The organism is Saccharopolyspora sp. NPDC002686, assembly GCF_040295745.1.
Taxonomy (GTDB): Bacteria; Actinomycetota; Actinomycetes; order Mycobacteriales; family Pseudonocardiaceae; genus Saccharopolyspora; species Saccharopolyspora oryzae.
This window is the reverse complement of sequence record NZ_JBEOVY010000038.1, coordinates 1-24,373: the sequence shown is the minus strand read 5'-3', so window position 1 is coordinate 24,373 and position 24,373 is coordinate 1. Positions and strand designations below refer to the sequence as shown.

General features: G+C 70.0%; 25 protein-coding genes. 16 read left to right on the top strand and 9 right to left on the bottom strand.

Features of this window, described 5'->3' with window-relative positions:
* Positions 1-36: 36 nt before the first annotated feature.
* Entirely contained in the window at positions 37-1,083 is a 1,047-nt protein-coding gene (locus ABTZ89_RS07765) for an Lrp/AsnC family transcriptional regulator (protein ID WP_270951200.1), read from the top strand.
* A gap of 85 nt (positions 1,084-1,168) precedes the next feature.
* Here ABTZ89_RS07765 and ABTZ89_RS07760 read toward each other — a convergent pair whose 3' ends face one another.
* The gene (locus ABTZ89_RS07760) at positions 1,169-1,798 is read right to left on the bottom strand and encodes a TetR family transcriptional regulator (RefSeq protein WP_351041512.1); all 630 of its coding nucleotides are present in this window, start codon (positions 1,796-1,798) and stop codon (positions 1,169-1,171) included.
* A gap of 149 nt (positions 1,799-1,947) precedes the next feature.
* Between ABTZ89_RS07760 and ABTZ89_RS07755 the strand changes: the two genes are divergently transcribed.
* Together ABTZ89_RS07755 and ABTZ89_RS07750 are read left to right on the top strand one after the other, a co-directional pair.
* Positions 1,948-3,807 carry an alkyl/aryl-sulfatase gene (locus ABTZ89_RS07755; RefSeq protein ID WP_351041509.1) on the top strand — a complete coding sequence of 620 codons (1,860 nt, stop codon included), beginning with the start codon at positions 1,948-1,950 and terminating at the stop codon, positions 3,805-3,807.
* A gap of 196 nt (positions 3,808-4,003) precedes the next feature.
* The gene (locus tag ABTZ89_RS07750) at positions 4,004-4,573 is read left to right on the top strand and encodes a helix-turn-helix domain-containing protein (RefSeq protein WP_270951203.1); all 570 of its coding nucleotides are present in this window, start codon (positions 4,004-4,006) and stop codon (positions 4,571-4,573) included.
* Between the two features lie 7 nt (positions 4,574-4,580).
* Here the strand turns inward: ABTZ89_RS07750 and ABTZ89_RS07745 are convergent, their stop codons facing one another.
* Positions 4,581-5,759 carry an LLM class flavin-dependent oxidoreductase gene (locus ABTZ89_RS07745; RefSeq protein ID WP_351041506.1) on the bottom strand — a complete coding sequence of 393 codons (1,179 nt, stop codon included), beginning with the start codon at positions 5,757-5,759 and terminating at the stop codon, positions 4,581-4,583.
* Between the two features lie 185 nt (positions 5,760-5,944).
* On the opposite strand from ABTZ89_RS07745, the gene ABTZ89_RS07740 reads away from it, so the two are divergent.
* From ABTZ89_RS07740 to ABTZ89_RS07715, 6 genes are all read left to right on the top strand, one after another.
* Positions 5,945-7,318, top strand: a complete 1,374-nt coding sequence (locus ABTZ89_RS07740) for a purine-cytosine permease family protein (RefSeq protein ID WP_351041503.1) — start codon at positions 5,945-5,947, stop codon at positions 7,316-7,318.
* Complete coding sequence (locus tag ABTZ89_RS07735; RefSeq protein ID WP_270951206.1) at positions 7,315-7,731, top strand: RidA family protein; 417 nt, start codon at positions 7,315-7,317, stop codon at positions 7,729-7,731. Before ABTZ89_RS07740 ends, ABTZ89_RS07735 begins: the two co-directional genes overlap by 4 nt.
* Positions 7,728-8,507 carry a creatininase family protein gene (locus tag ABTZ89_RS07730; protein WP_351041499.1) on the top strand — a complete coding sequence of 260 codons (780 nt, stop codon included), beginning with the start codon at positions 7,728-7,730 and terminating at the stop codon, positions 8,505-8,507. The genes ABTZ89_RS07735 and ABTZ89_RS07730 overlap by 4 nt, the downstream gene beginning before the upstream one ends.
* An 11-nt stretch (positions 8,508-8,518) precedes the next feature.
* Entirely contained in the window at positions 8,519-9,121 is a 603-nt protein-coding gene (locus ABTZ89_RS07725; RefSeq protein WP_270954234.1) for an NADPH-dependent FMN reductase, read from the top strand.
* Between the two features lie 136 nt (positions 9,122-9,257).
* On the top strand, positions 9,258-9,827 hold the full coding sequence (locus tag ABTZ89_RS07720) for a PadR family transcriptional regulator (RefSeq protein WP_351041496.1): 570 nt from the start codon (positions 9,258-9,260) through the stop codon (positions 9,825-9,827).
* On the top strand, positions 9,814-10,629 hold the full coding sequence (locus tag ABTZ89_RS07715) for an SGNH/GDSL hydrolase family protein (RefSeq protein ID WP_351041493.1): 816 nt from the start codon (positions 9,814-9,816) through the stop codon (positions 10,627-10,629). The genes ABTZ89_RS07720 and ABTZ89_RS07715 overlap by 14 nt, the downstream gene beginning before the upstream one ends.
* Before the next feature lie 27 nt (positions 10,630-10,656).
* Here ABTZ89_RS07715 and ABTZ89_RS07710 read toward each other — a convergent pair whose 3' ends face one another.
* A complete protein-coding gene (locus tag ABTZ89_RS07710; protein WP_270954238.1) occupies positions 10,657-11,163 on the bottom strand; it encodes a carboxymuconolactone decarboxylase family protein in 507 nt (168 codons plus the stop codon).
* A 187-nt stretch (positions 11,164-11,350) separates the two neighbouring features.
* Here ABTZ89_RS07710 and ABTZ89_RS07705 point away from each other — a divergent pair, with 187 nt between their 5' ends.
* Positions 11,351-12,145 (top strand): DUF8832 domain-containing protein, encoded by a 795-nt coding sequence (locus tag ABTZ89_RS07705; protein WP_270954239.1) that lies wholly within the window; start codon positions 11,351-11,353, stop codon positions 12,143-12,145.
* Between the two features lie 220 nt (positions 12,146-12,365).
* Here ABTZ89_RS07705 and ABTZ89_RS07700 read toward each other — a convergent pair whose 3' ends face one another.
* A complete protein-coding gene (locus tag ABTZ89_RS07700; RefSeq protein WP_351041489.1) occupies positions 12,366-13,538 on the bottom strand; it encodes a PucR family transcriptional regulator in 1,173 nt (390 codons plus the stop codon).
* 219 nt (positions 13,539-13,757) lie between these two features.
* Between ABTZ89_RS07700 and ABTZ89_RS07695 the strand changes: the two genes are divergently transcribed.
* A complete protein-coding gene (locus ABTZ89_RS07695) occupies positions 13,758-15,068 on the top strand; it encodes an MFS transporter (protein WP_351041486.1) in 1,311 nt (436 codons plus the stop codon).
* A gap of 67 nt (positions 15,069-15,135) precedes the next feature.
* On the opposite strand, the gene ABTZ89_RS07690 is transcribed toward ABTZ89_RS07695, so the two are convergent.
* The 5 genes from ABTZ89_RS07690 to ABTZ89_RS07670 all read right to left on the bottom strand — a co-directional run bounded on the left by ABTZ89_RS07690 (position 15,136) and on the right by ABTZ89_RS07670 (position 20,688).
* Entirely contained in the window at positions 15,136-15,942 is an 807-nt protein-coding gene (locus ABTZ89_RS07690; protein WP_351041483.1) for an ABC transporter permease, read from the bottom strand.
* An 11-nt stretch (positions 15,943-15,953) separates the two neighbouring features.
* The gene (locus tag ABTZ89_RS07685; protein ID WP_351041480.1) at positions 15,954-16,844 is read right to left on the bottom strand and encodes an ABC transporter permease; all 891 of its coding nucleotides are present in this window, start codon (positions 16,842-16,844) and stop codon (positions 15,954-15,956) included.
* Between the two features lie 72 nt (positions 16,845-16,916).
* Positions 16,917-18,122, bottom strand: a complete 1,206-nt coding sequence (locus ABTZ89_RS07680) for an ABC transporter substrate-binding protein (protein ID WP_351041477.1) — start codon at positions 18,120-18,122, stop codon at positions 16,917-16,919.
* Between the two features lie 26 nt (positions 18,123-18,148).
* Positions 18,149-19,240, bottom strand: a complete 1,092-nt coding sequence (locus ABTZ89_RS07675; RefSeq protein ID WP_351041475.1) for an ABC transporter ATP-binding protein — start codon at positions 19,238-19,240, stop codon at positions 18,149-18,151.
* 29 nt (positions 19,241-19,269) lie between these two features.
* Positions 19,270-20,688: a gamma-aminobutyraldehyde dehydrogenase gene (locus ABTZ89_RS07670; RefSeq protein ID WP_351041472.1), complete on the bottom strand. Its 1,419-nt coding sequence runs from the start codon at positions 20,686-20,688 to the stop codon at positions 19,270-19,272.
* Positions 20,689-20,814: 126 nt separating this feature from the next.
* Here ABTZ89_RS07670 and ABTZ89_RS07665 point away from each other — a divergent pair, with 126 nt between their 5' ends.
* From ABTZ89_RS07665 to ABTZ89_RS07645, 5 genes are all read left to right on the top strand, one after another.
* A complete protein-coding gene (locus ABTZ89_RS07665) occupies positions 20,815-21,558 on the top strand; it encodes a FadR/GntR family transcriptional regulator (RefSeq protein WP_351041469.1) in 744 nt (247 codons plus the stop codon).
* Positions 21,559-21,691: 133 nt separating this feature from the next.
* Positions 21,692-22,423 (top strand): cache domain-containing protein, encoded by a 732-nt coding sequence (locus ABTZ89_RS07660; RefSeq protein WP_270954641.1) that lies wholly within the window; start codon positions 21,692-21,694, stop codon positions 22,421-22,423.
* 138 nt (positions 22,424-22,561) lie between these two features.
* On the top strand, positions 22,562-23,107 hold the full coding sequence (locus ABTZ89_RS07655) for a carboxymuconolactone decarboxylase family protein (protein WP_351041466.1): 546 nt from the start codon (positions 22,562-22,564) through the stop codon (positions 23,105-23,107).
* A 313-nt stretch (positions 23,108-23,420) separates the two neighbouring features.
* A complete protein-coding gene (locus ABTZ89_RS07650) occupies positions 23,421-23,771 on the top strand; it encodes a GNAT family N-acetyltransferase (protein ID WP_351041463.1) in 351 nt (116 codons plus the stop codon).
* On the top strand, positions 23,768-24,244 hold the full coding sequence (locus ABTZ89_RS07645) for a carboxymuconolactone decarboxylase family protein (protein ID WP_270954645.1): 477 nt from the start codon (positions 23,768-23,770) through the stop codon (positions 24,242-24,244). Before ABTZ89_RS07650 ends, ABTZ89_RS07645 begins: the two co-directional genes overlap by 4 nt.
* Positions 24,245-24,373 lie beyond the last annotated feature (129 nt).

The window sequence follows — 24,373 nt, the reverse complement described above, 5'->3', positions numbered from 1 at the left end:
GATTCGCTCATTTTCATCCCGTGGAGAGCGAGAAACGTGCATCAGGACTTCTCCGAGGACGATTTGGCGCTCATTCACGCCCTCCAGCTGTGGCCGCGCGCGCCTTGGGCGGCGCTGGCCCCGGTGCTCGACGCCTCGCCGACGGCGTTGGCGCAGCGCTGGACCCGGCTCCGGGAATCGGGGCTGGCCTGGATCACGGCGTACCCCGAGTACGGCGAGCTCTCCGGCGGCGCGATGGTCGCGCTGGTCGAGATGAACTGCGCCCCGGGCGCGGTGGACGACGTGGCCGGACGGCTGGAGCGGACCCACCGCGTGCACAACGTCGAACACGCCGCCCAGGGCCGGGACCTGCTGCTGACGGTGGCTGCCAGCTCGTTCGGCGAGCTCTCCGCGCTGCTGCTCGACGAGCTGCCGAAGCTGCCCGGCGTGGCGTCGCTGCACTCCCACATCGGGACCAAGCGGCACATCGAGGGAAGCCAGTGGCAGCTGGACGCGCTGGACCGGGCGCAGCGCGAGGCGATCCGGCACGCCGGGCGGGCCGAGCGGGACCGTCCCAGCGAGTCGATCTACTTGCGCTCCAAGGTCTTCGCGCCGCTGGTGTCCGCGCTGGCGCACGACGGCCGGGCGTCCGCGGCGGAACTGGCCGAACGGCTGGACCGGCCGACCTCCACGGTCCGCCGCCAGCTGGCCGCCCTGCTGCGCTCCCGGGCGCTCCGGCTCCGCTGCGAGGTCGCCCAGCTGCACACCCGGTGGCCGATCGCGGTGATCTGGTGGTGCCGGCTGCCCAACAGCGCCCTCCCCGAGGCGGTGTCCCGGCTGCGGGAGGACTCCCGGGTGCGGCTGTGCATGTCGGTGACCGGCTCGGCGAACCTCGTGGTCAACGCGTGGACGGCGAACATGGCGGACCTGATGAGCATGCAGGACGACCTCGAACGGCTGCTCCCGCCGGGAGGAATCGTGAACAACTCGGTGATCCTGCGGACCCGCAAGCGCGTCGGCTGGCTGATGCACCCGGACGGCCGCTGCACCGGTGAGGTCATCCCGCTCCCGGGTCCTTTGGCCGAAGCAGGCGCGGAGTCCTGACGTCGGGAGAGGCCGGCAGCTCGAAGCGAGCTGTCCACATCAGACGATATGAAGTCTGATGTGGACAGCTCGGTTCGCCGAGGTGCTAGCTCGTTGCCGTGGTCGGTGCGGTGAGCAGGCCTTCGGCGGCGTCCACGAGTTCGGCGATCCACGGCTGCGCGCTCTCGGCGGTGTCGTGCGGCCCGGCTCGTTCGTGGTCGGCGATCGTGTGCACGACGAGGTGCTCCAGCATGCGCAGGCGGGCCCGCGCCGTTGCTTCCGGCAAGTGCGACAGGTGCCGGCGGAGACCGCGCCACACCAGTCGCAGGCTCGTCGCGGTGTCCCAGTCCCACGCGGTGGAGTGGTGGGGATCGGCCGAGAACTGCGCGAGGAACCGGGCGTAGTAGCCGTGCGGTCCGGCCGCGGTCGTCGCGAGCGGGACGATGAACGCCTCCAGCAGCGGGCGCAGCTCGTCGTCGGGCCGCTCGACCTGCATCTCGGCGAGGTGTTGCAGGCGCTGCTCGTTGATGGTGCGCATCCGGTGGTCGAAGATCGCTTCGATCAGCGCGGACTTGTTCCCGAAGTGGTACTGGGCCGCGGACGTGTTGCGCTGGCCCGCCGCGGCGCCGACCTCGCGCAGCGACACCTCGCCGATGCCGCGCTCCGCGAACAGCCGCTCGGCGGCGAGGATCAGCTGCTCGCGCGTGTCGCGCTCAGGCGTGGCCGGGCTCGCCATCTCGTCTCCTCGGGGTGCGCTCGAGCGGTTCGACCCATTGTGACAGGTGCCTTGTGCGATTAACACATGCGCTTTAGCGTCTGGAACACGCGATTTAGCCTTGCCCGCACCGCCCGGACGCACGCCGGCCCTCGAGGAGGAGCACCGCCATGACCGCACCCGAGCTGGACTGGGACGACGACACCGATCGGCAGAACGCCACCCGCGGGCTGCTCGGCCGCCTCGACCCCTGCGTCATCCGCGATGCGTCTGGGCGCGTCGTCTGGGACAACGAGCGGTGGTCGTTCCTCGCGGAGGGCTGCCCAGGCACGGCGCACCCCGGGCTTTGGCGGCAGGGGCGGCTCAACGCCCTGGACGGCCTGTTCGAGGTCGTGCCCGGCGTCTACCAGATCCGCGGGTTCGACGTCTCGAACATGACGCTGGTCGAAGGCGACTCGGGAGTCGTCGTGGTCGATCCGCTGATCAGCGAGGAGTGCTCGGCCGCGGGGCTGGCCCTCTACCGCAGCCACCGCGGTCCGCGGCCGGTGACCGGGGTCGTCTACACGCACAGCCACGCCGACCACTTCGCGGGCGTGGGCGGTGTGGTGGACCGGGCCGACGTGGCAGCCGAGCGCGTTCCGGTGCTCGCACCTGCGGGGTTCATGGAGCACGCGGTCGGCGAGAACGTCTTCGCCGGTCCGGCGATGCTGGCCCGCGCGCGCTACATGTACGGGAGCAGGTTGCCGGCCGGCCCCGGCGGCGCGATCGGCTTCGGGCTCGGGCAGGGCACGTCGACCGGGCGGACCGGCCTGATCGCGCCGACCGGGTCGATCACCCGCACCGGGCAGGAGCGGGAGGTCGACGGGGTCCGGATGATCTTCCAGCTGACGCCGGGTACCGAGGCGCCCAGCGAGATGAACTTCCTGCTGCCCGAGCACGGAGTGCTGCTCGTGGCGGAGAACGCCAACCACACGCTGCACAACGTGCTGACGCTGCGCGGCGCCGAGGTCCGCGACGCCCGGGCCTGGGCGGGCTACCTGACGGAGACGATCCAGCTGTTCGGCGACCGGGCCGACGTGCTGGTGGGATCGCACCACTGGCCCACCTGGGGGCGCGCCGAGCTGATCAGGTTCTTGTCGGAGCAGCGCGACGCCTACGCTTACCTCCACGACCAGACCGTGCGGCTGATGAACCGCGGCCTGACCGGCGCGGAGATCGCCGAGGAGTTGCAGGAGTTCCCGCCATCCCTGGCGAAGGCGTGGCACGCGCGCGGCTACTACGGCTCGCTGAGCCACAACAGCAAGGCCGTCTACCAGCGCTACATGGGGTGGTTCGACGGCAACCCCGCGCACCTGTGGCAGCACCCGCCGGCCGAGTCCGCCCGGCGCTACGTCGAGTTCATGGGCGGCGCGGACGCCGTGGTGGACAAAGCGCGGAAGTCGTTCGCGGACGGTGATCTGCGGTGGGTCGCCGAGGTGCTCGCCCACGTGCTCTTCAGCGATCCGGACCACGCCGCGGCCCGGCAGCTCCAGGCCGAGACCTTCGAAGAGCTGGGGTACGGCGCGGAGAACGGCACGTGGCGCAACTTCTACCTCTCGGGAGCTTGGGAGCTTCGACGAGATCCCGAGGAGCGCCGGACCACGACGGGCAGCGCCAACCTGGCGATGGTTCCGGCGTTGTCCGTCGAGCAGCTCTTCCAGTCCTGGGCGGTGCGCTTGAACGGGCCCGAGGCCGCTGCGCACCGCATCCTGCTGCGCTGGGAATTCACCGATCTGGACGAGACGTGGACGTTGCTGCTCGCCAACGGCGTGCTCACCCCGATCCGAGGAGAAGCACCCCGCGGCGAGCAGCCCCACTGCGCGCTGCGGCTGGAACGCGGGGTGTTCGACCGGATCCTGTCCGGCCAGGCGGACTTCCCGGGTTCGATCGCCGCGGGCGACGTCGTTGCCGAGGGGGACGACCAGGCGCTGCGAACCCTGCTGGGGCTGCTGGAAGAACCGGCCCGATCGTTCCCCATCGCACTGCCCTGAGCCCCCTGCTGCGGACCAGCGGCCCCGGGTGCTCCGCAAATTCAATGGAATTTGGACATCCGATTTCCATTGAATTTGCGTGACCCCCTGGGAGTGCGTGACCCCTGGGAGGGCGCGAGGATCCGTTGCCGGCGGCTGGGTCGCGGTCGGTGAGCACAGTGGACGTCGGTGCGCGGGGATCGATTACAGTGGTGGGGTGGGGAAATCGGCTTCGGACGGCGATTGGGGAAACTCGGTCGGTGCGCGGGTGCGGGAGCTGCGCCGGGGGCGCGGCCTCACCTTGAAGCAGGTCGGCGAGCGCGCCGAGCTCTCGCACGCGTTCTTGAGCCAGTTCGAGCGCGGCCTGACGACCGCCAGCGTGAACACGCTGCAGCGCATCGCAGTGGCGCTGGGCACGACGGTGTCCGCGCTGCTGGCCACCCGCACCGAGCAGGAGATCGGCGTCCTGCGCGCGGGCGAAGGGGTCGCGGTGCCGAGGGCGGACGTGCCGGACGGCACCACGGTCCGGTCCCTGAGCCGCGCCGACTGGCCGGTGCAGCCGATCGAGTACACCGGCGGTCCGGTGGAGTTCGGCGACTACTTCGAGCACGTCGGGCACGAGATGCTGTACGTGGTGTCCGGGCGCATCGAGCTGGACTTCGCCGGTGGTCGGCGGGAGGAGCTCGGCCCCGCCGACGTGGTGACCTACCCGGGCAGCACCCCGCACCGGTGGCGGATCCTCGGCGATGAGCAGGTCCGGGTGCTGGTGATCGTCACCGATCGCTGAGGTCGGTTCAGCGCAGCAGCGGGACCACCTGTTCGCGGAAGCGGTGCATCTGCTCCTCGGCCATCGCGTAGGTGTGGCCCGGGAAGTGCGGGAAGACCACCAGGTGCTCCAGCCCGAGGGAGTCCTTGTGGTGCTGAACGGTTTCGGCGACCTCCTCCGGGGTGCCGACCGCCCACATCTTCTGCTCCGTCGACTGCTGCAGGGTCGGCACCAGACCGGGTTGCGCGGGCTTCCCGTCGTCTCCCCGGTAGCCGCGGCTCCACCCGAACGGCGCCAGCAGGTTCCAGAACTCGTCGTGCCCGGCACCGCCGATGCGCCAAGCGGTCTCGTGGTCGTCGGCGATGTGCACCGGCAGCACCAGGATCCGCTTGGCGCCGCTGGTGAGCTCGACGTCGTGGTGCTGCTGGTACAGCTCGGCGTAGCGCTCCCACTGGTCGCGGACGAACCCGTGGTACTGGTTCCACCAGACGCAGCCGTGGCCGACTTCGGCGGCGTAGCCGAGGGTGGGCGGGCTGGTGACGGCCTGCCAGATCTCCACGTCGTGCAGCGGGCCGGGCAGCAGCGTCAGGGTGTCCACCGAACCGTCCGGCCCGTGCGTGCCGGGAGGCGGCAGTTCGAAGAACTTCCCCTTGTAGGAGAAGGTTTCGTTGTCCAGCGCGGTGCGCACGACCTCCATGTACTCGGCGAACACCTCGCGGTTGTGCGCGTCGATCTCCTCGCGCTTGGCGTCCGATTCCAGGTAGCCCATGTCGGCCTGGTGCATGCCGAGGCTGCGCAGTTCGCGGGGGACCGTGCCGCGCCCAACGCCGAGCACCGCGCGCCCGCCGGAGAGGTTGAGCAGCGTGCTGAAGTCCTCGGCGAGCCGCAGCGGGTGCCACTGGGGGACGATGTTGAACATCGCGCCGACCTGGATGCGCTCGGTCTTGGCGACCAGGTGGGACTGCAGCATCAACGAGTTGGGGACGATCTCGTAGCCCTCGTGCTGGAAGTGGTGCTCGGCCAGCCAGTAGCTGTCGTACCCCAGCTCCTCGGCGCGCACGCCGAGCTCGACGAGGTTCTGGGTCGCCTGCCACACCTGCCGGCGGGTCGCGCGGCGCTGCCCGGCGGGCAGCGGGTTCCCGGCCAGCACGTCGGGCATCTCAACCGAGCCGAAGAAGAACACCCCGTAGCGCAAGACGACCTCCAAAATGTAAGTGATACCAACATTTCATGGCTCAGTGTCGCGCATATCCACTCCGAGTCAAGCGCCGATTTCCATCCTTGACTTGACGTAATCGCAGGTGCACGATCGTTTGAAATGTTGGCTCTACCAACATTTCGTCACCGGTCCTGCGCCATCCGCGCACCACGGTGCGTCCCAGGGAGGCCGTCATGGTCGAAGACCCCGCCAGAGCCGCCACCGAACCCACCGGTCCACCGCGCCGGGTCGCCGTCGAGCAGAAGGGGATCGAACCGGTTCTCGACGGCGAACGGCACGGATCACCGCTGTCGGCCTTCACCTTGTGGTTCGCCGGCAACCTGCAGTACTCGGCGCTCGCGGTCGGCGCGATCCCGACCGCGTTCCTCGGGCTGAACTTCGCCCAGGCCGCGCTCGCGCTCGTCGTCGGCACCCTCATCGGCAGCCTGCTGCTGGGCGTCGCCGCCACCATGGGGCCGCAGGCCGGAGCGCCGCAGATGGTGCAGTCCCGGGGCCCGTTCGGCTACTTCGGCAACTTCCTGCCCGTCGCGCTGCTGTTCCTGACCGGGTTCGGCTACTTCGCGGTGAACACCGTGCTCGGCACCTACATCGTCCGGGAGCTGTTCGGCATCCCGTTCCTGGCCGCGCTGGTCGTGGTGGCGCTGGTGCAGATCGTCATCGCCATCATCGGCCACGACTTCGTGCACCGCGTCGAACGGGCCCTGGTCGTCGTGATGGCCGTGCTGTTCCTGATCATCACCGGGTACGGTCTCGCGCGCGGCGACTTCGCGGCGGGCGGTGATCCGGGCGCGAACACGCTCACCGGGGCGATGCTCATGACGGTGGCGATCAGCTCGTCGCGCACCTTCGGCTGGGCGATCGGTGCCTCGGACTACACCCGTTACCTGCCCCGCGAGACCAGCAGGCGTCGGCTGCGGTGGTCGGCGTTCGGCGGTGCGGCCATCGCCGGGCTGTGGATGCACCTGCTCGGCGCCGCGATCGGCACCGCCATCTCGCCGAGCAGCCCGACCGATCTCGTCACCCAGCTCATCCCGAACGGACTGGCGGTGCTCGCGCTGCTGGCCCTGCTGGCGTCGACCGTCGCGGGCAGCGTGCTCGACATCTACTCCGGCTCGCTGGCCCTGCTGATGGCCGACATCCCGCTGCGCCGCTGGGTTTCCGCGCTGCTGACCGGGATCCTGGGCGCGGCGCTGGGGTGGTGGGCCGGGCACACCGAGGGGGCGGTGTTCGAGAACTTCCAGAACTTCCTGTTCCTAGTGGGCTACTGGATCGGCCCGTGGCTGGGTGTCGCGCTGGTCGAATTCCTGGTGCACCGCAAGCGGGGCGTGGACGTCGACGTCTTCTACGACCGCTCTCGGCGGGTCCGGCCCGGGCTGCTGGCGTTCGGGATCGGCGTGGTGGTCTCGATCCCGTTCATGCACCAGAGCCTGTTCACCGGACCGATCGCCGCCGCGCTCCCGCAACTCGGCGACATCACCTACTGGGTCGGCGGCGTGGTGGCCGCGGCGGCCTACTACTTCCTGACCCGGGAACCGGAGGCGAGATGACCGGCAAACGCGGCCTGGGGCCGCTCTTCTACGGCGACGTCGAGCAACCGTGGAGCCGCGGCGCTGCCGCCGGGGAGTTCCTCTTCCTCAGCGGGATCGACGGGGTGGTGGACGAGCAGGGCAGGGCCGTCGCGGGGATCGCCGAGCAGACCCGGACGACGCTGGACCGGATCCGCGCGCTGCTGGCCGACGAAGGCGCTGAACCGGACGACATCGTGCAACTGGACCAGTTCGTCGCCGACCCGGCCGAGCGCGCCGAGTACATGCGTGCCCGCGACGAGTGGTTCGCCGAGCACGCGCCGAAGCTGCTCGACGAGCGCTCCTACGCCTCGCTGCTGATCTACCCGGCGCTGGCCACTCCGCAGATGCGGGTGGAGATCCGCGCAGTGGCGCGGAAGAAGGAGGAATCGTGATCGTGTCCCGCTCGTTCGCCGAGTTGAGCGCCGCCGACGTGAGCACCGTCCGCTCGTCGTCGGTGGCGGTGCTGCCGGTGGGGGCGATCGAACAGCACGGCCCGCACCTGCCGCTGAACACCGATGCGCTGGTCGCCGAGGCCGCCGCGCGGGCGGTGGTCGACCAGCGCGGGCAGGAGCTCGACCTGTGGTTGCTGCCCGCGCTGGCGTTCGGCCGGTCCGTCGAGCACGTCTGGGCGCCGGGCACGCTGTCGCTGTCCACCACGACCTTCGCCGCGGTGCTCGACGACATCGGCCGGTCGGTCGCGGCAACCGGCATCCGGCGGCTGGTGTTCGTCAACGGGCACGGCGGCAACATCTCCGAGATCCACACCGCGTTGCGCGACATCCGGTTGCGGCACGGCCTGATGACGTTCGCCACCAACACCTTCGTCCCCGTCGAACGCGACGAGTCCTTCGCCGACGCGGAGCGCGGTCTGGGGATCCACGGCGGTGCGATGGAGACCTCGCTGGTGCTGCACCTGCGGCCGGACCTGGTCGACCTGTCCGCCGCGCGCCCCCGGATCCCCTTGCGCCTCAACGACAACGAGCACGTCCGGTTCGGCGGCAGCGTCTCCTTCGGCTGGCTCTCCGACGACTTCGGGCCCGACGGCTACCTCGGCGACCCGACCCGGGCCACCGCCGAAGCCGGTGAACGCGGCTTCGCGGCGCTGGTGGCGGCGCTCGGTGACCAGCTCGCCGAGGTCGCCGAGTTCGACTTCGCCCACTTCTCGTGAAGGGATCGGCCATGCAGCACGGCGAATCGACCGGTGGAGGTCCGCTGATCGTCGGGATCGGTGGTACGACGAGGGAAGGTTCCTCCAGCGAACGCGCGCTGCGCTACGCGCTGGGGGTGACCTCGGAGCTCGGCGCGAGGACGCTGGTGTGCGCCGCGACCGAGCTCGACCTGCCGATGTACCGGCCGGAGGAATCCGACCGCAGCCCCGGGGCGGCGCGGCTGGTGGCCGCGCTCCGCCGGGCGGACGGCGTGATCATCGCTTCGCCCGGCTACCACGGCGCGGTCTCCGGGATGATCAAGAACGCCCTCGACTACACCGAGGACCTGCGCACCGACGTCCGCCCGTACCTCGACGGGAGAGCGGTCGGCTGCATCGCGGCGGCCGCCGGCTGGCAGGCATCGACCTCGACGCTCGCCCAGCTGCGCGCCATCACGCACGCCCTGCGCGGCTGGCCGACCCCGCTCGGCGTCGCGATGAACTCGGCGCTGCCGTGCTTCGACGACGCCGGGACCCCGACCGGTCAGCCCGCGGACCAGCTGCGCGCCATGGCCCACCAGGTCGTCGAGTTCGCCCACCGGAGAGCCCGCGGCCCAGTTCCGCTGGCGGGCTGACGCCGACTCGCCGGACGAGCGCTGCTGCACCCGGTCCTGTCCTTCGCGACCGGGGCTCCTCCTTGGTCAAGATTGTGACTAGTCTGGTTTTTGACTACGGTGGCTGTGGTCGACTTCGAGCGAGGAGTGATGTGCGGTGGCGTTGCGGCATGCGGTGCTCGCCGCGTTGCTGGACGGTGAGCACAGCGGCTACCAGCTGGCCAAGGCTTTCGACGTGGGCATGGCGAACTTCTGGCACGCGCTGCCCCAGCAGCTCTACGCGGAGCTGGCGAAGCTGGAGCGCGAGGGTTTGCTCGCCGGCCGGGAGGTCGTGCAGGAGAGCCGGCCGAACAAGCGGCTGTTCTCGGTGACCGATGCCGGGCTCGCCGAACTGCACCGGTTCGCCGCCGCGCCGTCCAAGCCCTCGTCCATCCGCGACGACCTCATGGTCAAGGTCGCGGCCGCGGACTCGGTCGACGCCGCTGCGCTGATCGAGCAGCTGGAGGAGCGGGCGGGGATCGCCGCCGCGAAGATCGAGCTGTTCGAGCAGCTCCTGCGCAAGATGCGCGGTGACCTCGACGAAGCGGAATTCCTGGCTCGAGGTGCTCGGATCGGCCCCTACCTGACGTGCTTGCGGGGGCGGCGGTTCGAGCGCGAGAACCTGGACTGGTGCAACGAGGCGGTTTCCGTCCTGAGGGCGAGGGAGGGCTCGGATGCCCAGTCGTGACCGCACGCGGGAAGCGCACGGCTACCAGCGGTTCGTGGCGCTCGGCGACAGCCAGACCGAAGGGCTCAACGACGGCGACGAGGTGGTGGGGTACCGCGGTTGGGCCGACCGCCTCGCCGAGCACTTGGCGGTCGGGAACCCGCAGCTGGAGTACGCGAACCTCGCGGTGCGCGGTCGGTTGGCCCACGAGGTCCGCGCGGAGCAGGTGCGGCCGGCGCTGGAGCTGGCGCCCGACCTCGTCACCGTCATGGCCGGTGTGAACGATCTGATCCGCCCGCGCTTCGACGCCGAAGCCGTGAGCGGTCACATCGAGCACGTGCTCAGCGCGTTCGCGGCCGCAGGCGCCACGGTCGTCACCTTCACCTACCCGGACCCGGGGCTGCGCATGGCGGTCGGACGGTTGCTCACCGCGCGGACCCGGGAGCTCAACGACCGCATCCGGGCAGCGGCGAACCGCCACGGTGCCGTGGTCGCGGACCTGTCCGCCCACCCCGTCACGTCCGATCCCCGGCTGTGGAGCGGCGATCGGCTGCACCTGAACGCTCTCGGGCACACCCGGTTGGCCGCGGCTGTCGGGCACACCCTGGACCTGCCGGGCAGCAGCGCCGATTGGGGCGAACCCCTCCCAGCGCAGCAACCGGTTCCCGGGCTGCGCCGGGCAGGGGAGGAGCTCCGGTGGGTGGCGGGATTCGTCGGCCCCTGGATCGGTCGCCGGATCCTCGGCCGGTCGTCGGGTGATGGTCGCGGCGCGAAGCGCCCGGTTCTCGAACCCGTGCACGTGGCGTCCCGCGCCGAGAGCTGACGTGCGGCGAATGTCGGTGCGGGGCAACTAAGTTCCGGCTACCAGGTTGAACGTGCCGGTGAGCTGGTTCAGGACGACGAGCCCTACGACGTCGGCGATCGCGTGGTCGCTCCATCCGTTCCCGGTGAGCGCGGAGATCTCCTCGTCGGTGATCGCCGCTGGTTCCACGAGCACCTTGAGCGCGAAGGCGATGAGCTCGGCCTCCCGGGGGTCGGTGGAGGTCGCCTGCCGGGCGAGTGCGATGTCGGAGTCGGTGAGACCGGCTTCCTTCGCCGCTTCGCGGTGCGCGTTGAGGCAGGTCTCGCAGCCGAGCCATTCCTGGACGGCCAGGGAGATCTTCTCGCTGAGCGCGCGGGGCAGCTTGATGCGCTTCACGGCTCTGGAGAGCGAGAGGTAGCCCTGGAGGAGCGCGGGCGAGTGGGCCATCGTGCGGATCATCTCTCCAGCGGATCCGTGGCGGGCGATGATCTCCTCGAGCTGCTCGCGTGACTTGGCGGGGGCTTCCGCCGGCTCCAACGCCTTCAAACGTCGCATCGCATGTCCTCGGGTTCGGAGGGCCGATCCAGTAGCTGGATATATACCCCCTATGGGTATGACGATCAACCATGTCACATACGCCTGGTGGGTATGCGGTGAATCACATTGCGCCGCGGCTCGGCCGTTGGCATATTTCTCGCCATCGGAGCATATACCCCTAGGGGGTATGTGGGAGGAGATGACGATGAACGAGTCGACGCATGCCGGCCACCACGGGCACACCGGCGCCCACCACGAGCACGCTGCCGCCCACCACGGACACGGGGGCGCGCCGGGAGGGCTGCAGATCTCGAAGGACGGCTACACGTTCGCCCCGGAAACCGCGCGGCTGGTCGCGGGGGAGGCCGCCGACTACCGGTTCCGGATCCTCGGTCCCGGCGGAACCGCCGTGACCTCGCTGGCCGAGGTGCACGGGAAGAAGATCCACCTCATCGTGGTCCGCCGGGACCTCACCCGCTTCTGGCACGTGCACCCGGTCGAAGTCGGCGGCGGGACCTGGTCGGTGCCGCTGGACCTGGTGGAGGCGGGGGAGTACCGGGTGTTCGTCGACTTCCAGCCCGAGGGAGCGGCCGGGCTCACGCTCGGCGCGGACCTGGCGGTCGCCGGCGACTACCAACCGCGTCCGGTGCCGGAGGTGGCCGCGGTGTCGGAGGTCGACGGCTACGAGGTCGTGCTCAACGGCGAACTGGTGGCAGGACAGGCGAATCCGCTCACCCTCGAGGTGCGCCGCGGCGGCGCACCGGTCACCGATCTGCAGCCGTACCTCGGCGCCTACGGGCACCTCGTCGCGCTCCGGCTCGGCGACCTCGCGTACCTGCACGTCCACCCGGACGGTTCGCCGGACGACGGTGCGACCCTCCCGGGACCGGAGGTCGCGTTCCACGCGGCGGTGCCCGGGCCGGGTACCTACCGGCTGTTCCTCGACTTCAAGCACGCGGGAGCAGTTCGCACCGCCCAGTTCACGGCGGTCGCCGGGTGACCCGACCGCTGCGGGCGGGCTCCGCCGGGGCCCACCCGCAGTTCCCGACACCGCGCTTCGCCTCCGGATGCAGCCGATTTCTCGTGCTCCCGCACAGCACGGTCCCCTGCGGTCACCGGCCGGGATCAAAATTCCATTGAAATCGGACCTCCGATTTCCATTGAATTTGCGGAAGTCGACCGGACGTCGGAACCTTCTGCCGCTGGGGGCAGTTCGGGGATCAGGTCTGGTCGTCTTGCTGCTCGTCGCTGGCCAAGGCGACGAGGACCGCGGCAGCGTGTTCCGGGCGGGTGACGTCGCGGCCGGTGAGCTCGGCGAAGCGGTGCAGCCGGTTGAGCACCGTGTTGCGGTGGCAGAAGATCTCGTTGGCGACAGCGCTGATCGAACCGGACTTCAGGTAAGCGCGCACCGTCTCGAACAGCCGCTCCCGTTCGTGCGGGGTCGTGGCGTCCACCGACGGCAGCACTTCGTCGCGCAGCGCGGCGCTGATCTCCGGTGATCGTGCTGCGACGACGTGCGCCCACCGCTCGACGAGCCGGTGCGGACCGCCTTGCCCGGCCGAGGTGGTCGCGGCGACCTCCACGCTGATCCACAGCGCGCGCGGGAGGTCGGCGAGCCCGTCCGCGATCGGGCCGATGCCGCACGGCACCCCGTCGAGCCAGCGGGCCGGTGCTCCGTGCGACCGGGGTGGCAGCTCGGCGATGAGGATCTGCCGGCGGTCGATGGTCTGCACGTGGACCGGAACCGCGCTCGCGCGCAGCTGATCGGCGACCTGGCGCAGCGGCCGCGGCGCGTCGGAGGGCGCGGCGGCGACCAGGAACCGGCCCTTCGGGTCCATGTCCAGCACCTGCGCGACCTGCGCGACGATCTGCGCGTCGCGACCCCGGGTCGCCAGCAGCGAATCCACCAGGCGGCTGCGCTCGTGCTCGCGTTCCCCGGCCAGCGCGTCGGCTTCTTTCGCGTAGGCCATGTGGACCCCGGTGCTGTAGTCCTCGACGACGTCCCAGACGCGAACCGTGTTGTGCACCATGCGCGGGAGTTCGGACGGGTCCACCCGCCGCAGGAACGCCGACCACAGCACCCGGAAGTCCAGGCGCACCGCGCGCAGCAGCACGTCCAGCGGTACGCCGAGGTGCACGCGCCGACGTCCGATCCGTTCGCAGGAGTTCTCGAGCCGCTGCGGAACGGGGAGGCCTGCGATGGTGCGCAGGAGGAATTCGATGCTGGCCGCCGCGTCGTGGCGCAGCTCGTCCTCCGGGACGGCGCCGCTGGCGTAGGGCTCGATCGCGCTGAGCTCGGCGAGGAAGTCGTCGACCAGTTCGTCCAGGTCGGTCAAGCACGCGTGCACCAGGTCGCGGAGCTGCCCGGCGGACATGACCTCGAGGTCCGGCATGTGCGTGCGCCCATCTCGTCGGGATCTGCGGTGGTCGATCGCCCATTATGCTGGGTGATCAGCCGGCGTCCAGGCCCGATTTCCGCCTCCCGGCGCCGCATTCGGATGTGCATCTGCCCAGGTTCGGGGCTGCAGGTAGCGACGTTTCGTCATTGTGCTGGGCTCCTGCCGCGCGCAGGCTGTCCGCAACCATTCGCCGGGTCGAGCAACGGAGTTGCCATGACATCTGCTGCGACGAGGGGCGCACCGCGCGTGACCGATGCCGAGGCGAGGCGGATCGCTTTCGCCGCGTTCGTCGGCACCGCGCTCGAGTGGTACGACTACTTCCTCTACGGCACCGCCGCTTCGATCGTGTTCAACCGCCTCTACTTCGTCAGCGGTGACCCGCTGGTGGCCACGCTGGCGGCCTTCGCGTCGTTCGCCGTGGGGTTCGTGGCCCGGCCGATCGGCGCGGTGATCTTCGGGCACGTCGGTGATCGCCGCGGTCGGCGCACCTCGCTGCTGATCACGGTGACGATGATCGGTGTGGTCACCGCGCTGATCGGTGTGCTGCCCGACTTCGCCGCGATCGGCGTCGCAGCCCCGGTCCTGCTGACGCTGCTGCGCGTGCTGCAGGGCATCGCCGTCGGCGGTGAGTGGGGCGGTGCCGTGACGCTCGCGGTGGAGCACGCGCCGCCGGAACGCCGCGGCCGGTACGCGGCCCTGCCGCAGGTCGGCTCGCCGATCGGAACCCTGCTGTCCTCGGGCGCTTTCGCGCTGGTGTCGCTGATGCCCGCCGAGTCCTTCGACGCCTGGGGCTGGCGACTTCCGTTCCTGGCCGCGGTTCCGCTCCTGTTCGTCGCGCTCTACCTGCGTCGACGCGTCGAGGAGTCGCCGCTGTTCACCGAACTGCTCGAACAGCAGGAGCGCTCCTCGCTGCCGGTCGTGGAGGTCCTGCGGAGGTCCTTCGGTCGGGTGCTGACCGGCCTGGCGGCCTCGCTGCTCGGCGTGGGCGGGTTCTACCTGCTGACGACGTTCGCGATCAGCTACGGGACCGAAACCCTCGGCCTGTCCCGCTCCTTGATGCTCGGCGCGACGCTCGTGGCTGCGGTCGTGGAGATCGCCATCCTGCTGTTCTTCGGCCGCCTGGCCGAACGGATGGGCCCGGGCCGGGTCTGCGTCGCAGGGGGTGTCGCCTCCGCTCTCGTCGCGTTCCCGGTGTTCTGGCTGATCGACACGAAGAACCCGGTCTTGGTGGTCCTGGCGATCACGATCGGGGTGGCGTGCCTGTCGGTGCCCTACGCGGTCGCGGGCTCGCTGCTCACCGAGCTCTTCCCACCCCAACTCCGCTACAGCGGCGTCTCCATCTCGTTCAACCTGGGTGGAGTGGTCAGCGGTTTCGTCCCCCTGATCGCCACCTCGGTCCTGGCGGCCAGCGGCGAGCAGTCCTGGTCGGTGGCCTTGGTCCTCGTGGCCCTCTCGGTCCTGACCGCGCTGGGCGGAGCCCTCGGAGAACGCCTCCGGCTCGAGGACGAGGTGACCGCCACCTGATCCCGCCGCCCCACGAGGTGGAAGGCACCTCGGACTCGGCCGAGGTGCCTTCCACCGGTGCGAGGCGTTAGAGGCGGCCGCCGGCGTTGGTGTCCCCGGAGAGGCGTTGGGCGAGGTAGACGGGGACGGTGGAGAAGACGATCAGGACCGCCGCGACCACGTTGACGATGGGGGCCTGGTTGGGGCGGAACAGGTTGTTGAGGATCCAGATCGGCAGCGTCTCCATGCCGGTGCCGAGGGTGAACGTGGTGACGATGATCTCGTCGAAGGACAGCGCGAACGCCAGCAGGCCGCCGGCCAGCAGGGCGGAGCGCAGCATCGGGAACGTCACCTGGGTGAACGTCGTGATGCCGTTGGCGCCGAGGTCCATCGACGCCTCCTCGAGGTTGCCGCCCATCCGGCGCAGGCGGGCCACGACGTTGTTGAACACCACCACGATGCTGAACGTCGCGTGCGCGACGATCACCGTGAACAGGCCGAGGTCGATGCCCAGGATGGTGCGGAAGGCGTTGTTGAGCGCGATGCCGGTGACGATGCCCGGCAGCGCGATCGGCAGGATGACCAGCAACGACACCTGGTCGCGGCCGAAGAAGCGGAACCGCTGCAGGGCGAAGGCGGCCATCGTGCCGAGCACCAGCGCGATCGCCGTCGAGACCACGCCGACCAGCGCGCTCGTCGCCAGTGCGTCGAGGGCGCCCTGGTTGCCCAGCGCCCGCTGCCACCACTCCAGGGTGAAGCTCGAGGGCGGCCAGGCGAAGGTGGTGTCGGCGTTGACCGAGTTGAGCAGCACGACCAGCAGCGGGAAGTAGATCACCGCCAGGCCGAGCACGAGCGCGCCCAGCAGCACCAGCCGGGTCGTTCGGGTAGCACTCATCGCAGCGGCTCCTAGAGGTTGTCGAGTGCACCGGTGCGGCGCACGGCCGCCAGGTAGCAGAGCATGATCACGACGGGGACGGTGGCCACCGTCGCGGCGAACGGCAGGTTGTTGGCCGCGCCGATGTTGTCGTAGACGACGTTGCCCAGCATCTGGTTGGTGCCGCCGACGATCTTGACCGCGATGTAGTCGCCCAGCGACAAGGAGAACGTGAAGATCGAGCCCGCCACGATCGCCGGGAAGACCAGCGGCAGCACCACGGAGCGGAAGCTGCGCCACGGCTTGGCCCCCAGGTCGCTGGAAGCGTCCACGAGGGACTCCGGGAGCCGTTCCAGACCCGCGTAGATCGGCAGGATCATGTACGGCAGCCACAGGTAGGACAGCGTGATGACGGTGGCCAGCAGCCCGTACCCGGGCGAGTCCAGGCCCAGCGGGCTCAGCAGCCAGTGCACGACCCCGTTGCCGGAAAGCATGACCCGCCACGCGTAGGCCTTGACCAGGTAACTCGCCCACAGCGGGGTCATGATGGCGATGACCAGCAGCCGTTGCGCCCGGGGCGAGGCGAACTTGGCCATGTAGTAGGCCATCGGGAACGCGATCACCGCGTCCACGACCGTGACCAGCAGGGCGATCCCGAGCGTGCGCAGCGTGACGGTGCGGTAGACCTCGTCGGTGAGCAGCGTCGTGAAGTTCTCCAGCGACCACTCGATCACCACCTTGCCGGTGAACGGGTCGGTGCGCCAGAACGCGGTGATGAACAGGGCGGCCAGGGCTCCGAGGTAGGCCAGTCCGAGCCACAGCATCGGCGCGGACAGCAGCAGTCCCAACCGGAGCTTCGGTCTGCGGTACAGCAAGCTCGACGACCGGCGCGGTGCGCGCTCGGTGGTGACCGTGGTTGTCATCTCTCTCGTTCCTCGCTCATCGGGGGTGGGGCGGTCGGTGGCTCCCGCGGGCCACCGACCGCGCGTGCCGCGTCAGCCCTTGATCTCGGTCCAGGCGCGGGTCCACTCGCCGTAGTCCTTGCACTTGACGTCGGTGCGCCCGTCCAGGCACTGCTCGATCGGCGTCGTCCAGTACCAGATCCGGGAGGCGAAGTCGGCGTCACCGGCGTGGTAGGTCGCGCAGTGGTTGCGGTCCTCGGTCAGCTCGCAGGACTTCGGGTTGGCCGGGGACTCGCCGAAGTACTCGGCGACCTTCGCGTTGGCCTCCGGGCTCACGATGTGGTCGAGCCACTTGTAGGCGCAGGTCTTGTGCTGGGACTTCGCCGAGACCATCCAGGTGTCCGACCAGCCGGTGGCGCCTTCGCTGGGCAGCGTGGCGGCGATCGGCGCCCCTTCGGACTGGGTCAGGTTCACCGTGACCTGCCAGGCGGTTCCGACGTGCGCGTCGCCGTTCTTGAGCGCCTGGCTCTCCTTGAGGTAGTCCGACCAGTACTCGCTGACCATCGGCCGCTGCTGCTTGAGCAGGTCGACGGCGGCCTGGAACTGCTTGTCGTCGAGCGCGTAGGGGTTCTTGATGCCAAGCTCGGGCTGGTGCTGCATCAGGTAGAGCGCCGCGTCGGCGATGTAGATGGGGGAGTCGTAGGCGATGACCTTGCCCTTCTGCGGCGAGTTCTGGTCGAACATCACCGACCACGAGTCGGGGGCGGGCTGCACCTTGTCCGTGCGGTAGGTCAGCAGGTTCGCGCCCCAGCCGTGCGGCACGCCGTAGGGGGTGCCGTTGACGCTGTTCCACGGCTTGTCCTTCAGGAACGGGAACACGTCGTTGTAGTTGGGCACCAGCGCCGGGTTGATCGGTTCGACGTCGCCGGCCGCCACCAGCCGCAGCGAGGCGTCGCCGGAGGCCGAGATGACGTCGTACTGGCCGGTCTTCATCAGGTTCACGGCCTCGTCGGAGGTGCCGAACGGCTTGACGTTGACCTGGCAGCCGGTGTCCTTCTCGAACGACGTCACCCAGTCCACCGCCGGGTCGTTGGAACCGTCCTCGGCGTATCCGGGCCAGGCCAGGACGTTGAGCTCGCCTTCGGGCTGGCCGAGTTTGTCGAGAGCGGGCAGCGCGGGTGGGGTGAAGCCCTGGGCGCCGGGCGTCGAGTCGGAGGAACCGCCCGTGCCGCAGGCGGTGACCGCGGTGGCGGTGGCCAGCACACCCGCGAGCAGGCTCAACTTCTTGCGGTGACGCATCGGATTTCTCCTGTCCGTAGCAGGGATCAGTGTTTCGCTTCGGTGAGGCAGAAGCTGTGCTCGTCGCGCCAGACGAGGCGGACTTCGCTGCCGGTGGGGTGCTCGAGTGCCCCGGCGCCGGTGTTGGGGCGCACCACCGACAGCCGGGCGCCGGCGTGCAGCGACACCTCGTAGCGCACCGACGCACCGGCGTAGACGGCATCGGTCACCGTGCCGGTCGCGCTGGTTTCCCCTGGTGCGGCACCGATTTCGCGGTCGGCGTCGATGCGGATCTTCTCCGGCCGGATGCTGTAGATGCCCCGGCTGCCGATGACCGCTTCGGCGCTGGCGCCGCTGAGCAGGTTCGAGGTGCCGACGAATCCGGCGACGAACGGGCTGGCGGGCCGCTCGTAGACCTCCGCGGGCGTGCCGACCTGCTCGATGCGCCCCTGGTTGAACACCGCGATGCGGTCGCTCATCGTCAGCGCTTCGTCCTGGTCGTGGGTGACGAAGACGAACGTGATGCCCACCTCGCGCTGGATCTGCTTGAGCTCCAGCTGCATCTCCTGCCGCAGCTTGAGGTCCAGCGCGCCCAGCGGTTCGTCGAGCAGCAGCACCTTCGGCCGGTTGACCAGCGCTCGCGCCAGCGCCACGCGTTGGCGTTGACCGCCGGAGAGCTGAGCGGGCTTTCGGTCGCCGTGCTCGCCGAGCCGCACGCTGCGCAGCGCTTGCAAGGCGCGTTCGCGACGTTCGGCCTTCGGCACCCGCTTGACCCGCAGCCCGTACTCGACGTTGCCGAGCACGCTCATGTGCGGGAACAGCGCGTAGTCCTGGAACACCGTGTTGACGTCGCGCTGGAACGGCGCCGCGGCGCTGACGTCGTGACCGTCGAGCTCCACGGTGCCGCTGGTGGGCAGCTCGAAACCGGCGATCATCCGCAGCACCGTCGTCTTGCCCGAACCCGACGGGCCGAGCATGGAGAAGAACTCCCCGCCGGCGATGTCGAGGTCGACCCCGTCCACGGCGTGCACCTGGCCGAAGGACTTGCGCAGCTCGCGCAGCCGCACGGCCGGCTCGGAGCCGTTCGCGGCCTCCGCCGACGAGCTGCCGACCAGCGTTGAAGTTGAATTCGGCGACATCGTCTGCCTTCCTGATTTCTGGGCGGTGGTCAGAAAGCGCTCATGACGTGCTTGACGCGCGTGTAGTCCTCGAGCCCGTAGAGCGAGAGGTCCTTGCCGTAGCCGGACTTCTTGAACCCGCCGTGGGGCATCTCGGCGACCAGCGGGATGTGGGTGTTGATCCAGACGCAGCCGAACTCCAGCTCGCGGGACATCCGGGTGGCGCGCCCGTGGTCGGCGGTCCACACCGAGGAGGCCAGGGCGTAGTCGACGCCGTTGGCCTTGGCCAGCGCGTCGTCCTCGTCGCTGAAGCGCTGGACGGTGATCACCGGGCCGAAGACCTCGTTCTGCACGATCTCGTCGTCCTGGCGGACGTCGGAGATCACGGTCGGTTCGAAGAAGTAGCCCTGGTCGCCGACGCGCTTGCCGCCGGTGCGGACGACGGCGTGGTCGGGCAACCGCTCGACGAATCCGGACACCCGCTCCAGCTGGGCGGCGTTGTTCAGCGGGCCGTAGGCCACGTCCTCGTCGTCGGGCATCCCGGTGCGGGTCGCCTCGGCCTGCTCGACCAGCGCGGCGACGAACTCGTCGTGCACCGATTCGTGCACCAGGACCCGGGTCGCGGCGGTGCAGTCCTGACCGGCGTTGAAGAACCCCGCGGCGGCGATGCCTTCCGCGGCGGCAGGCAGGTCGGCGTCGGCGAAGACCAGCACCGGGGCCTTGCCGCCCAGTTCCAGGTGCACGCGCTTGAGGTCGGTGGCCGCGGCACCGGCGACCTCGATCCCGGCGCGCACCGAGCCGGTGATCGACGCCATCGCCGGCGTCGGGTGCGTGATGAGCGCGCGGCCGGTGTCGCGGTCGCCGCACAGCACGTTGAACACGCCTGGCGGCAGGAACTCGGAGCAGATCTCGGCCAGCAGGAGCGTCGACGCCGGGGTGGTGTCGGCGGGTTTGAGGACGACGGTGTTGCCCGCGGCCAGCGCCGGCGCGATCTTCCAGATCGCCATCAGCAGCGGGTAGTTCCACGGCGTGACCTGCGCGCACACGCCGACCGGTTCGCGGCGGACGTAGGAGGTGTGCCCGGCCATGTACTCGCCGGCGGCCTTGCCCTCCAGCACCCGCGCCGCGCCGGCGAAGAAGCGCACCTGGTCGAGGACCATCGGGATCTCCTCGGCGTGGGTGAGCGCGATCGGTTTGCCGGTGTTGGCGGATTCGACGCGGACGATCTCCTCGGCGCGGGACTCGATCGCGTCGGCGATGCGGGTCAGCGCGAGCTGGCGTTCGCCCGGCGTGGTGTCGCGCCACGTCCGGAACGCCGCTGCCGCGGTCCGCACCGCCTCGTCGACGTCCTGGGCGTCGGCGACGGGGGCGGTGCAGTACGGCCGGCCGGTGACCGGATCGATGATCTCGGCGACGCGGCCCGAGCGGGAATCGGCGTGGTCGCCGCCCACGAAGTGCTTGAGCTCCACGGGATTCCTCCTAGTCAGAGGGGCGGAAGGACCTCGATGAGCCGAAAACATATAAGGCTATATGTAATATGACAAGAGTTTCCGGCAAGATTGGTTCCGCAGGACCGAGAGGAGCCGGGGAAGCACATGGGCGAACGGGTGCCGCATCGCGCGCGATCAGCGATGTTCGCGCCGCTGGACCAGACCGGCCGCGTGGAGGCGGTGACCAGACGGCTGGTCGACGCCATCACGCTCGGCCTGTTCGCCGACGGGGAGCAGCTGCCCACCGAGGCGGAGCTGGCCGGCCAGTTCGGCGTCTCGACGGTCACCATCCGCGAAGCGCTCATGGCCCTGCGACAGCGGGGGCTCGTCGAGACCCGGCGCGGGCGCAGCGGCGGCAGCTTCGTGCGCGCTCCGCGCGACCACGGCGGCGAGTCGTGGCGCGAGCGGCTGCGCGAGGTCAGCCTCGGCGAGCTGCGCGACCTCGGCGACCACTACGCGGCGATCGCCGGTGCGGCCGCCCGGTTGGCCGCGGAGCGGAGCTCGCCGGACGATCTCACGCGATTGGAGCAAGCGGCCGACGACGTCGTCGGCACCACCGGGCACGGCACCGCCCGCGCCGAGCGGCAGTTCCACCTGGAAGTCGCCGCCGCGGCCCAGTCGAGCAGGCTGACCCAGCAGGAGATCCAGCTGCAGGGCGAACTCGGTGCGGTGCTGTGGCTTTCGACCGGCTGCGAAGGGGGAGCCGACGACGTGCACGCCGGGCATCGCGCGATCGTCGAGGCGATCGCGAACGCCGACGGGCAACTGGCCCGGACGCTCACCGAGGAGCACGTCCTCGAAGCCGTGGATCGCGCGGCGCAGGTGCACCTGAACTTGACGCGGCAGTAGCGAATTTCGGGCAACGGGGCCGAACTGCGGCGAAACGGTCGAGCACGAGGGCGACCGTTCGGCGGTATGCCGCTACAGTGTCCGAGCATCGCAGCGGGGGGCCGTTATCGGCTTGTGCAGAGGTGGTCGCAGCATGAAGGACACGCGCACGCTGGTCGGCGACGAGATCTCCGGCCACGTCTCAACGCTGGTGGAAGACGTCTTCTCCCGCCTGGTGCCGATCCGCCGCAGCGCCGAGGCGCTGCTCGCGGCCGATTCCTTACGGGCGCGCGACCTGGCCCGGCTGCGACCGGACGTGGTCGGCGCCCTCGGCGAACTGGTGACCGGAGCGGGTTTCATCACCGCCCCGAACGTGCTGGTCGACCAGGAGCTCGGCTTCCAGTGGTGGACCCAGGCCCCGGGCGAGGACCCCGCCCAGCTGCTCATCAGCCTCGACCCGGCCAGCGAGCACTTCCTGGACTACACCAGGCAACCGTGGTTCACGGTTCCCCGCGACACGGCGCAACGCCACATCACCGGCCCCTACGTCGACTACCTGTGCAGCGACGAGTACGCCCTGACCTTCACCGTGCCCCTGATCGTCCGGGACACCTTCGCCGGAGTCGTCGGAGCCGACGTCTTCGTCAAGAACTTCGAGCGAGCCGTCCTCCCGCACCTGCGCGACCTCGGCCGCCGCGCGGCCCTGGTCAACGCCCAAGGCCGGTTCATCGTCTCCAACAACATCGGCCAGGTGACCGGTGCCCTGGCCCGCGAGCTCGATGTCCCGGCCTGGTGGAGCGGGGGAGCAGCTCCGCGCAACGACAACGGCGTGGTGCTGCGGCGCTGCGGTGACACGCCGATCGCCCTCGTGGCCCAGGCCGCCTGATTCCTCCGCCGTGCACCGGAGACGTCCGGTGACATGTCCCAAGTGGACCGCCGTGGTTCCATCGGGTCCCCTGGAACAGCCGGCGGTGGTCGGGTGTTGAGACGACCGGACCAGGTCTTCGGAGGAAGGACGATCGGGATGCCGCGTATCCCAGTGCACACCGTCGACGACGCGCCCGAGGCGTCGAAGGACGAGCTCAGCGCGTTGCGGGCGAAGGTCGGCAAGGTGCTCAACATCCACGGCGAGATGGCGCATTCCCCGGTGGTGCTGGCCGCCTATTCGGGCATCCAGCAGGCCATCGCCGAGCACGGCACCTTCGACGCGCGCACGCGGGAAGCGATCGCGCTGGCCGTGGGCGCGGTCGACCACTGCGCCTACTGCCAGTCGGTGCACACCGGCTCGGCGCGGAAGGCGGGGTGGACCCGCGACCAGACCATCGCCCTGCGCGCCGGCGAGCCGATCGAGGGCGAGGAGAAGCTGCTGGCGCTGCTGGGCGTGGCCCGCGAAGCCGTCAGCGAGGTCGGCGTGGTCGACGAGAGCACGTGGCAGGCGGCGCTGGACGCCGGGTGGACCACCGAAGAGCTCGGTGAGCTGTTCTCGCACATCGCGGTGAACCTCTTCACCAACTACTTCAACCACTACGCGCAGACCGAACTGGACATCCCGGCAGCACCAGGTCTGTGAGCTGACGACCGCAGCCCGGGGCATCGCCAGGGGTGCGTTCCAGCGCCCCTGGCGATGTGCTCCGACCGCCTTCGCCGACCGGCTCTCCGACGAGGAGCTGGAAACCCTCCACGAGGTGTTCTCCCGCGTCCTCGGCGGCCCGGTCGAAGTCTGAGCCGCCGACCAGAGCGGTTCGCCGTCAACGACATCCGCACTTGCCGGAGCGACCGCCGCGGCTCAGGTCGTTGCACGTGCATTGATCTGCGGTCTGCGTGTGAGGTCCACCAAGCGGGCGCGGCTGTCCGATCCGCTGCTGCTGCGGCATAGTTGGGGCATGGCAGACGAACAGAGCGCCGCTGGCGTGGACCCGGTCGTCGCGGACGTCCCGGAGCGGCACCGCTACGAGATCAGCCTCGACGGCGAACGAGCCGGGCTGACCGCCTACGTCGACGACGGCGACCGGCGGATCTTCTACCACACCGAGGTCGACGACCGGTTCGCCGGACGCGGCCTGGCGAGCACGCTCGTCACGGAGGCGCTGACCGACACCCGCGCGCGCGGCAAGCGCATCGTCCCGGTGTGCCCGTACGTGGCCAAGTACCTGAAGCGGCACCACGACTTCGACGACATCACGGACAAGGTGACGCCGGCCGCGCTGGACGCCGTCCGCAAGGCGCAGGGATGAGCGCGGACCGCCGGATCTACGTCGACAAGCAGTCGCCCTCCGTCTACAAGGCGATGCTCGCCGCGGCGGCGGAACTGCACCAGCGCACGGCCGACGTCGGCCTGGAGCGGTCCACCTTGGAACTGGTCAACGTCCGGGTTTCGCAGATCAACCGGTGCGCGTTCTGCCTCGACCGGCATTCCCGGCTCGCGGAGCGGGCAGGTGTGACCCCGCAACGCCTCGCCGTGCTGGCGGCTTGGCGCGAGGTGGACCTGTTCACCGACGAGGAGCGGGCAGCGCTGGAGATCGCGGAGGCCGTGACGCTGGTCGCCGACCGGCACGTGAGCGACGAGGAGTACGCGCGGTTCCGCGAGCACTTGAGCGACGACGCGGTGTCGCTGCTGATCTGGGCGGCCACCACGATCAACGCCTTCAACCGGGTGTCGATCATGAGCCGTCACCGGGTCGCCGAGCGCGACCCCGCCGAGGCGTAGCGAAAGTCGCCGTCCACTGTCCGCATGTGATCCGGTTCCGGTCCTGCGGGTGGAATCGCTTGTCGGACAACCATTTTCGGGATTGCGGCCAAGCGTGAACGACGCGGCGCGGAACGGGCTGGTGCAAGC